The organism is Deinococcus sp., from assembly GCF_025362455.1.
Classification (GTDB): Bacteria; Deinococcota; Deinococci; order Deinococcales; family Deinococcaceae; genus Deinococcus.
In genome coordinates this window covers 1-8,490 of the sequence record NZ_JANYGJ010000248.1, presented here as the reverse complement: position 1 = coordinate 8,490, position 8,490 = coordinate 1, and the positions used below count along the sequence as shown (strand labels likewise).

The following is an 8,490-nucleotide window of genomic DNA, read 5'->3' as shown; positions in this document are numbered from 1 at the left end:
ATCAGGTCTTCCAGCCGCTTCTGAAACTTCTTGACGAGTTGTATTGACACCCGCTCAGTGTAGAGCCACAGCCACATAGGCAACGCCACAAATAAGGCGCAGGCAGGGCCACAAAAAAAGCAGCTCCACTCGGAAGCTGCTTTCATTTCTGGCGGGCCCTGTAGGACTTGAACCTACGACCTACGGTTTTGGAGACCGCCGCTCTACCAACTGAGCTAAGAACCCGTATCCAGTCCGGCGTGCGCCTTTTCGGAAGCTTGAACAGTTTACCACTGCCCCCCGCGCCGTGCAAGCCTGAGTCAATCGGCCTAGGCCAGCGCCGGGGGCGTTCCTGACAGAGTGACAACAATTATGCGGTATGCTGTACTTCAAGCGGGCCGCTGCCCTGATCTCCCTGAGTTCTTACTTCACACAACACTGCGGCCAGGTGGACGAAACCCGTTCATCCGTGTTGACCACCTGGCATTCATACCTTCGCCGCAGGGCTGGCGAACATCTGCCGATCACGTGACCGGACGCCGATGCGTGTCCGTGAGGTTTCAATGACCGTACTCGATTCCCCCCGCACTGCCCAGAACACCGCCCAGAACACCGCCCCCAACTCCGAGGGCGCCCCCAACCCCGACGCCGTGCAGTTCACCTTTCAGGATATGCAGCTCCCTGCGCCGCTCAGGCGGGCCATCGACGCGCTGAAGTACACGGTGCCCACCGAGATTCAGGCGCTGGCGCTGCCGCCCGCCAGAGCAGGCAAGGACGTGACCGGCACCGCCGCCACCGGTTCAGGCAAGACCGTGGCCTTTTTGCTGCCGCTGATCGAGAGGTTGCTGGCCCGCCCGGACAATTTGACGAGACGGGGCACCCGCGCCTTGGTGCTGGCGCCCACCCGCGAACTGGCCGCCCAGATCGAGGAAGTCGCCCAGTCGCTGATCCGCGAGACGCCGCTGAAAGTCGTCAGCATCTTCGGCGGTGTGTCGCAGGGACCGCAGATCAAGGCCCTGCGTGCCGGAACCGACATCGTGATCGCCACGCCGGGCCGTCTTCTTGACCACATCGGCCAGGGCAACGCCAACTTCAGCGGTCTGGAGGTGCTGGTGCTCGACGAGGCCGACCGGATGCTCGACCTGGGCTTCCTGCCCGACATTCGCCGGGTGCTGCGCGCGCTGCCCGCCGTGCGCCAGACGCTGCTGTTCTCGGCCACCATGCCCGACTCGATCCTCAAGCTGGCCGGGGAATTTCAGGTGAACCCTGTGCGGGTCGGCGTGCGCCACCAGGGCCGCACCAACGACAAGATCGCCGAGGCGCTGTTTCCCGTCCACGGCGAGCTGAAGGCCAAGCTGCTGATCGGCCTGCTGGCCGACGCCGAGATCAACATGGACAGCGTGCTGGTCTTCACCCGCACCAAGCACCGCGCCAACCGCCTGACCGAGCAACTCGTCACGGCGGGCATCAGCGCCGAGCGCATCCACGGCAATAGATCGCAAAACGCCCGCACCGACGCGCTGGCGGGCTTCAAGAGCGGCAAGTACCGGGTACTGGTCGCCACCGACATCGCCGCGCGCGGCATCGACGTGGACTCGCTGGGCCACGTGGTCAACTTCGACGTGCCTGTCGCCGCCGAGGACTACGTTCACCGCGCCGGACGCACCGCCCGCGCCGGGAAGAGCGGCACGGCGTTTACCCTGGTCAGCCCCCAAGAGGAAGACGAGATTCGCAGCATCGAGCGCTTCACCAAGCGCACCCTGAATCGCCGTCTGCTGGGCGACTTCGATTACCACGCCAAGGTCGAAGGCAAGCTGGAGCAGCCCCGCCCCGAAGGTGGACACGGGCGCGGCGGACGCGGTGGCCAGAGCGGTGGTGGCCATTCCGGTGGTGGCCATTCTGGAAGTAGCCAGTCACGCGGCCAGGGCCAGGGCGGACGCAGCCAGGCTTCGGGCTCGGCAAGTTCTGGTCAGGGCGGCGCTCAGGGTGGCCAGCGCCGTCAGGGCGCCCCCAGCGGCCAGTCCCGCCCGGCGGGCAACGACGTGGGCGGTGGCCGGGTCGGCCCGCAGCCTGCGCGTCGCCGCCGCTGAGCAGGTAAAACGCTGAGTCGGTAAAAGACGAGAGCCCCGCGCCTGGACGGTGAATGTCCGGGCGCGGGGCTCTGGGTTGGGGTGGACGCCTGCTCAAACTGCCGACGACCGGCTGGGGTCACGGGCTGAACCATACCCTTCAGTCGGCCAGTCGAGAGCAACCAGTCGAGATCAATCAGTCGAGATCAATCAGTCGAGAGCACTCCCGGCAGACCCTGTAGGTGCAGACCCTGTAGGTGAGGTCATCACGCTCCCAGTCGAAGGGCGGCGCGATCTTGACAACATTGGATACAGTGGATACAGTAAGGTACATGTCCGCAAACGCTGTCATTTCCAATCTGAGCCTGGACGGACATCTCAAACCCGACGCCGTGACGCAGGTGCTGCGCGAGGCCATTTTGCGCGGCGATTTTCAGGGCGGCGATTCACTGCGCCAGGAGGTGCTGGCCGCGCAACTGGGCGTCAGCCGGATGCCGGTGCGGGACGCCCTGAAGCAACTGGAAAGCGAGGGCTTTGTCCTGTCGGTGCCGTACCAGGGCGTGGTGGTCTCGCATCTCTCGGCGGCGGAGGTGCAGGAACTGGGTGAATTGCGCCTGGCACTCGAACCGTTGCTGCTGCGCCTGGCCATGCCACGCCTGGGCAAGCGCAGTTTCGGGCAGGCCGAGGAGCTGCTCGATCAGGCCGATGGGCAAAGCGGCGGCGCCCGCTGGAGTGAACTGAACTGGGCGTTTCACGCCGCCCTGTACACGGCGGCGCAGCGTCCGCGCATCTTCGGGGCGCTGCGGACCGCGCACCTGAATCTGGACCGGTACATGCGCGTCATGCTCAGTAGCATGAACCACCAGCCGACCTCGCAGGAGGAACACCGCGCCATTCTCGCGGCGTGCCAGGAGCGCGACGCCGACCTGGGCTGCGAACTGCTCAGGCAACATATCGCCGTGTCCAGCGAGCGCCTGCTGACGTATTTGCAAGGCCTTCAGGAAGCGCGTTAGGCCGCACTCTCTCTTTTCTCCCTTCAGCAGCCAGTTGCCCTTCAGCATTCAGCTCACTCTTCAGGAGGTCGTATGAAGCTAGACCGTTTCGAGCGCCACCCGCTGACTTTTGGTCCTTCCCCTGTTCATCCCCTGCGCCGGTTGACCGAGTACCTGGGCGGCGCGGAAATCTGGGCCAAGCGCGAGGACGTCAACAGCGGCCTGGCGTTCGGCGGCAACAAGACCCGCAAGCTGGAATATTTTTTGCCGGACGTCTTCGCGCAGGGCTGCGACACGCTGGTGTCTATCGGCGGCGTGCAGAGCAACCACACCCGCCAGGTCGCCGCCGTGGCCGCCGCGACGGGCCTGAAGTGCCGACTGGTCCAGGAAGCCTGGGTCGAGTGGCCGGACGTGGTGTATGACCGGGTGGGCAACATCTTGCTGACGCGCATCATGGGCGCGAAGGTGGAACTGGTGAATGCGGGCTTCGACATCGGCTTCCGTGAAAGCTGGGAACGTGCGCTGGGTGAGGTCAAGGCCGCCGGGGGCAAGCCGTATGCCATCCCGGCTGGCGGTTCGGATCACCGGCTGGGGGGCCTGGGCTTCGTCAACTTCGCGCTGGAAGTGCAGCGGCAGGAACAGGAACTGGGCATCTTTTTCGATCACATCATCGTGTGTACCGTGACGGGCAGCACGCAGGCGGGCATGATCGTGGGCTTCGCCGCTCAGGACCGCCCCCGCAAGGTCATCGGCATCGACGCCAGTGCCAAGCCCGAAGCCACCCGCCTTCAGGTCAAAAAAATTGCTCAGAACACCGCCGATCTGGTCGAACTGGGCCGCGAGATCACCGATGAAGACGTCATCATCGACGAGCGCTTCGCAGGCGAGCTGTACGGTATTCCCGTCGAAAGCACCTTGCGGGCCATGCGGATTGCCGGGCAGCTTGAGGGCATGTTGACCGACCCCGTATACGAGGGCAAGAGTATGGACGGCCTGATCGGGCTGGTTCAGAGTGGCGAGATCCCCAAAGGGGCCAAAGTGCTGTACGTGCATCTGGGCGGCGCACCGGCCCTGAGCGCCTACGCCTCACTGTTCAAGCAGAGCCAGCCTGTCGACCTGTCCTGATCGCGCCGGGCGTTCCTGATCGCGCAGGGCCTGGTCGGTCAGGGCGCTCTCAGGCGGGCGGCTGGGTCGGTGTCTGGGTCTACTCCTGGGTCTGCTCCTGGGTCTGCTCCGGGCCGACTTCCCGTTTCAGCCGCATCAGAATGGCGCCCATGCCGCGCAGACGCATCGGGGTAATCAGCTCGGATAGGCCCATCTCCATATAGAACTGGTCGGGAATGTTCAGGATCTGCTGGCGGGTCGCCCCGGAGAGCCCTTCGGCCAGAATGCCCGCGTAGCCGCGCACGGTGGGGGCTTCCTCCGGCACCTTGAAGTACAGGTCTACGCCGTCGCCGCGCGGCTCGGTCACCAGAAAGAACGGCGAGGCGCATTCCGGCACCGGCTGCATGAATTCGGGGTGCTCGGCGTACTTTTCGGGCAGGGGCGGCAGCTTCTTGCTGTATTCCAGCAGCGCCTGGAGCCGCAGCGGCTTGGGCGCCGAGCGGAACATCGTTACGATGCGCTGGAGCTTTTCGGGGAGAAGGTTCTCGGTGGTCATGTGTTCACTCTAGCGCCGGGCGGGGAAGGCGATTGATCTAGTTGACCAGTTTTGTCAATGATGCCCGAATCCGGCTAAGATGGGGACCGTTGCCCGCACATCTCAACGCCGCATTCAGCTTTGGCCAGACTCTGGCGCCCAAGGAGAAGCATCATGGAATACGCAAAAGACGTGCTGGTCAGCACCGACTGGGTAGACGCCCACAAGAACGACGCCGGGATCAAGCTCATCGACGTCAACGAGGACATCTTGCTGTATCACACCGGCCACATCGAGGGCGCCCTGAAGCTCGACTGGCAGGGCGACCTGTGGGATCCCGTGATGCGCGAATTCATCTCGGCCCAGGAACTCAGTGCCCTACTGGGCAAGCTGGGCATCAGCCAGACGGATACCATCGTGCTGTACGGCGATAAAAGCAACTGGTGGGCCGCCTACGCCTACTGGTTCCTGACCTACAACAGCGTGAAGAACCTCAAGCTGATGAACGGAGGCCGTCAGAAGTGGACCGCCGAGGGCAGGGCGCTGGTCACCGAGACGGCCCCGGTCACCGAGACGGCCCCGGTCACGCCCACGACCTACCCGGCCCTGAAGCGCGATGAATCCTTGCGGGCCTACCGCGACGAGGTGAGAGCCCATATCGAGACCGTCAGGAGCGGCACAGGCGCGATGGTGGACGTGCGCGGCCCCGACGAGTTTTCCGGCAAGGTCACCCACATGCCCGCCTACCCGCAGGAAGGTGTGCTGCGCGGCGGCCACATTCCCGGCGCCCGCAGCATTCCCTGGGCCAAGGCCGTAGGCGAGGACGGCACCTTTAAGAGCGCCGACGAGCTGAGCGCCCTCTACGGCGGCGAGGGTGTGACGCCCGACAAGGACGTCATCGCCTACTGCCGCATCGCCGAGCGCAGCAGCCACTCCTGGTTCGTGCTCCGCGAACTGCTCGGCTACCCCAGGGTCCGCAACTACGACGGCTCGTGGACCGAGTGGGGCAACGGTGTCGGCCTGCCCATCGAGAAAACTTATCAGGACGCGTAAGGGCTGATTCGGAGGCTGGCCGGATCAGCGCTTCGAGAACACGAACATCTGTCATCCTGGGTGCAGCGAACACATCAGGGCCTTCTTTGGCCCACTGGCAGGGCTCCCGGCCACGTGAGACCCTTCACTTGGCTCAGGGCTATGGAGAAGTCCGTTCACGACGAGTGCTTGCAGAGAGGGGCGACGCGGCAGGTATCACAGCACAACTTTTAGAACGCGACACCCAGGACAACCTCGCTCTGTTTGAGCTGGAGAGCGGCGCCAGTGTTCCTATACTCGGAAGATGGCGCCCGACTTCCCACTCGATTCCGTCGCCGCCGTGCGCGAGTGCTGCGCGGCGCTGCCACACTCCCGCGAAACGTTCCCGTTCGGCCCCGACACGCTGGTCTTCAAGGTCGGTAGCGCCCCTGGCGGCAAGCTGTACGCCCTGATCGGCATTCAGGCCGAGGAGCTGAGCGTGTCGCTCAAAGTCCGGCCCGAACGCGGCGACGAGTTGCGAGTGAGCTACCCGGCCATCACGCCCGGCTACCACCTCAACAAGCGCCACTGGGTCACGGTGAAGCTGGAAGGCGTGCCCGGCGACCTGGTGCAAAGCCTGCTCGCGGAGAGTCACGCCCTGGTGTACGCCAGCCTGACGCGGGCGCAGCGGCTGGAGCTGGAAGTACTGGGCGCCACCAAACGGTAAAGGCTGACCCAAGCCGCGCCTGACACGCGCCCCGCCGCCGTGCTCGAATCCGGGCAGGAGGCCACATGCCCAAGGAAAACGACCCAGCGCTCAGCACCGTCGCCGCCACCCCCCGACTTCACGACGAGGCGAATGCCCCAGCCGGGCAGGGGCTTATGCCCAGCGAGTTGCCGCCGGAGCCGGACATTTTGCCGGTTCAGCCGGGCGAGCATCTCAGCGCCGCGCAGCTCCAGGCCCTGCTGGGCGGCACCGAGGCGAGCAGCGCCCACGACCTCGACGTATGGGAAGATGTGCAGGAAGATGTGCAGGAAGGTGTGGACCACAATCCTGAATAGCTGATGCCCACCCGCTTTCTGAAGTCCAGGTCAGCGTTCTCGCCGCCCGTTTCTCACGTCCGGGCGCCACACTGAGGGCATGTCCACCGCTTCAAACGCCGCCCAGACCAGCGCTGCTCCTGCGAACATGTTCGGGGGGAGCAACGTCGTCGCCGCCTCGGCTGAGCGCGTCTGGATGATGCTGCAAGACCCGGTGGTGCTGGGGCGCGTGATTCCTGGCCTCAGCGAGATCGTCATGACCGGGCCAGGCCGCTTCATCGCCCGGCTGGCTGTGGGGGTAGGGCCGGTTCGCGGCAAGTTCAAGGTCACCCTCCAGTTCGACGAAAGCCGCGCTCCGGAAGTCGTCGGCGTGAACGTGGAGGGCCGCAACATGAGCGGCCTGGCCGTGTTGGACGCCGAGCTTCACGTCACCGATCTGGGCGAGGGCAGCCGCGTGGACTGGACCGCCGCGCCGCGCCTGTCGGGCCTGATCGCCACTCTGGGCAACAAACTGATCGACACCAAGGCCCGCGAATCCGGCGCCGGGCAGCGCTACGCCGACCAGTTCTTCAGCCGTCTGAGCCAGGAAGCGTAGCCTCGCTCGAACTTGCGCTAGCCTGCGCCCATGCCGCAGATTCAGGGTTCCGCCTTCATTCCCGCCCCGCCTGAGCGCGTCTGGGCCATGCTTCACGACCTGGCGGTGCTGGGCCGCTGCGTCCCCGGCGGCGCCCAGATCACCCAGGAGGCGCCGGACCGCTTCCGCGCCGACCTGAATCTGGCAGTCGGGCCGCTGAGGGGCAACTTCCAGGCCAGCGTGCAGCTCAGGGATCAGATTGAACCGCCAGCGTCATCAACACCGTCATTAGCACTCATCATCGAGGCCCAGGGTCCAAGCGGCCTCCTGAGCGCCGCCGCCGCCGTGCAGCTCAGCGCCGAGGGCCGTGGCACCCGCGCCGACTGGCAGGGCGAACCCCGCCTGAGCGGCATGCTGGCGATGCTCGCCGGGCGCCTGATCGGCAAGCTCAGCCAGGCGCAGACCGAGCAGTTTTTTGCGAATCTGGCGAGGGAGGCGGCGGGAGGGGAGTAGGGAGTGTGGAAAGAGGTAGGGCATGAGCTGTGCTCACTTGCCCTCTGCAAGCAGGTCTTCGACTCTCCTGCAAGGGGCGAGGGGTCAATGACAGGCACTCAGACGCTATTTTTCGCTGAAGTCAACCACTATCTTCCAGCGCAGCCAATTATGGGCGAATGCGGAGCACGGGCGCCCTACGGAACCTACATGATGTGGAGAACGCAGTGAGACAAAGTGCCTGTGGGACGAATGGGAAGTACCATGCCGAGCGCAGCGACCCGCTCCCTCGCCCCATCGGGGCAGGGGCGTCTTGGGCAGAACGGCACCTATCGGGCCTGCCCGCTGGGGGCTGGGAGAGCCGACGCATTCGCACAGTGCTGAAGCCCCACCAACGCAACCCAACCGCCAACCGCCCGTCCAGCCGCCGACAACGCCGCGAACCCGCCCACAGCCCGTCCAACCGCCTGAGCAACCGGCAGGCCAACCCGCCCACGCCCGAAGGGCACACGCCTACTTGGCACATGCTCTACTGCCCCTCAGATGCAACCCCTGGCCTCGTTCGTGACCCGCCGCCCCTGGCTGGTGCTCATCATCTGGACCCTGCTGGCCCTCGCCTGCCTGTATCCCGCCTCGCTGGCGCCCGCCCGCCTGACCGCCGACCCCGGCGCCCTGGCCAACTCCGAAAGTGGC

9 protein-coding genes and 1 tRNA gene are annotated in these 8,490 nt (G+C 65.3%); 8 read left to right on the top strand and 2 right to left on the bottom strand.

The window, feature by feature from the left end; genetic code table 11:
- Positions 1–149 precede the first annotated feature (149 nt).
- Positions 150–225, bottom strand: a tRNA-Trp gene (locus Q0R23_RS17200).
- A gap of 317 nt (positions 226–542) precedes the next feature.
- Here Q0R23_RS17200 and Q0R23_RS17195 point away from each other — a divergent pair.
- The 3 genes from Q0R23_RS17195 to Q0R23_RS17185 all read left to right on the top strand — a co-directional run bounded on the left by Q0R23_RS17195 (position 543) and on the right by Q0R23_RS17185 (position 4,165).
- Positions 543–2,069, top strand: a complete 1,527-nt coding sequence (locus Q0R23_RS17195) for a DEAD/DEAH box helicase (RefSeq protein WP_293915034.1) — start codon at positions 543–545, stop codon at positions 2,067–2,069.
- Between the two features lie 311 nt (positions 2,070–2,380).
- Positions 2,381–3,061: a GntR family transcriptional regulator gene (locus Q0R23_RS17190; RefSeq protein ID WP_293915032.1), complete on the top strand. Its 681-nt coding sequence runs from the start codon at positions 2,381–2,383 to the stop codon at positions 3,059–3,061.
- Positions 3,062–3,133: 72 nt separating this feature from the next.
- Positions 3,134–4,165 carry a 1-aminocyclopropane-1-carboxylate deaminase gene (locus Q0R23_RS17185; RefSeq protein WP_293915030.1) on the top strand — a complete coding sequence of 344 codons (1,032 nt, stop codon included), beginning with the start codon at positions 3,134–3,136 and terminating at the stop codon, positions 4,163–4,165.
- A 79-nt stretch (positions 4,166–4,244) separates the two neighbouring features.
- On the opposite strand, the gene Q0R23_RS17180 is transcribed toward Q0R23_RS17185, so the two are convergent.
- Positions 4,245–4,700: a SufE family protein gene (locus Q0R23_RS17180; protein ID WP_293915028.1), complete on the bottom strand. Its 456-nt coding sequence runs from the start codon at positions 4,698–4,700 to the stop codon at positions 4,245–4,247.
- A gap of 153 nt (positions 4,701–4,853) precedes the next feature.
- Here Q0R23_RS17180 and Q0R23_RS17175 point away from each other — a divergent pair, with 153 nt between their 5' ends.
- From Q0R23_RS17175 to Q0R23_RS17155, 5 genes are all read left to right on the top strand, one after another.
- Positions 4,854–5,732: a sulfurtransferase gene (locus tag Q0R23_RS17175; protein ID WP_293915027.1), complete on the top strand. Its 879-nt coding sequence runs from the start codon at positions 4,854–4,856 to the stop codon at positions 5,730–5,732.
- 283 nt (positions 5,733–6,015) lie between these two features.
- Positions 6,016–6,417 carry an MmcQ/YjbR family DNA-binding protein gene (locus tag Q0R23_RS17170; protein ID WP_293915025.1) on the top strand — a complete coding sequence of 134 codons (402 nt, stop codon included), beginning with the start codon at positions 6,016–6,018 and terminating at the stop codon, positions 6,415–6,417.
- Between the two features lie 65 nt (positions 6,418–6,482).
- Complete coding sequence (locus Q0R23_RS17165; protein WP_293915024.1) at positions 6,483–6,752, top strand: hypothetical protein; 270 nt, start codon at positions 6,483–6,485, stop codon at positions 6,750–6,752.
- 79 nt (positions 6,753–6,831) lie between these two features.
- Positions 6,832–7,326 carry a carbon monoxide dehydrogenase subunit G gene (locus tag Q0R23_RS17160; protein ID WP_293915023.1) on the top strand — a complete coding sequence of 165 codons (495 nt, stop codon included), beginning with the start codon at positions 6,832–6,834 and terminating at the stop codon, positions 7,324–7,326.
- A 30-nt stretch (positions 7,327–7,356) separates the two neighbouring features.
- Positions 7,357–7,818: a carbon monoxide dehydrogenase subunit G gene (locus Q0R23_RS17155; RefSeq protein WP_293915021.1), complete on the top strand. Its 462-nt coding sequence runs from the start codon at positions 7,357–7,359 to the stop codon at positions 7,816–7,818.
- The last annotated feature ends 672 nt before the right edge of the window (positions 7,819–8,490 follow it).

Excerpts from the sequence above, each read along its gene's own strand:
- Q0R23_RS17165 (WP_293915024.1), top strand. The coding sequence starts at position 6,483 with ATGCCCAAGGAAAACGACCCAGCGCTCAGCACCGTCGCCGCCACCCCC.
- Q0R23_RS17160 (WP_293915023.1), top strand. The coding sequence starts at position 6,832 with ATGTCCACCGCTTCAAACGCCGCCCAGACCAGCGCTGCTCCTGCGAAC.
- Q0R23_RS17180 (WP_293915028.1), bottom strand. The coding sequence starts at position 4,700 with ATGACCACCGAGAACCTTCTCCCCGAAAAGCTCCAGCGCATCGTAACG.
- Q0R23_RS17190 (WP_293915032.1), top strand. The coding sequence starts at position 2,381 with ATGTCCGCAAACGCTGTCATTTCCAATCTGAGCCTGGACGGACATCTC.
- Q0R23_RS17155 (WP_293915021.1), top strand. The coding sequence starts at position 7,357 with ATGCCGCAGATTCAGGGTTCCGCCTTCATTCCCGCCCCGCCTGAGCGC.
- Q0R23_RS17185 (WP_293915030.1), top strand. The coding sequence starts at position 3,134 with ATGAAGCTAGACCGTTTCGAGCGCCACCCGCTGACTTTTGGTCCTTCC.
- Q0R23_RS17195 (WP_293915034.1), top strand. The coding sequence starts at position 543 with ATGACCGTACTCGATTCCCCCCGCACTGCCCAGAACACCGCCCAGAAC.
- Q0R23_RS17170 (WP_293915025.1), top strand. The coding sequence starts at position 6,016 with ATGGCGCCCGACTTCCCACTCGATTCCGTCGCCGCCGTGCGCGAGTGC.
- Q0R23_RS17175 (WP_293915027.1), top strand. The coding sequence starts at position 4,854 with ATGGAATACGCAAAAGACGTGCTGGTCAGCACCGACTGGGTAGACGCC.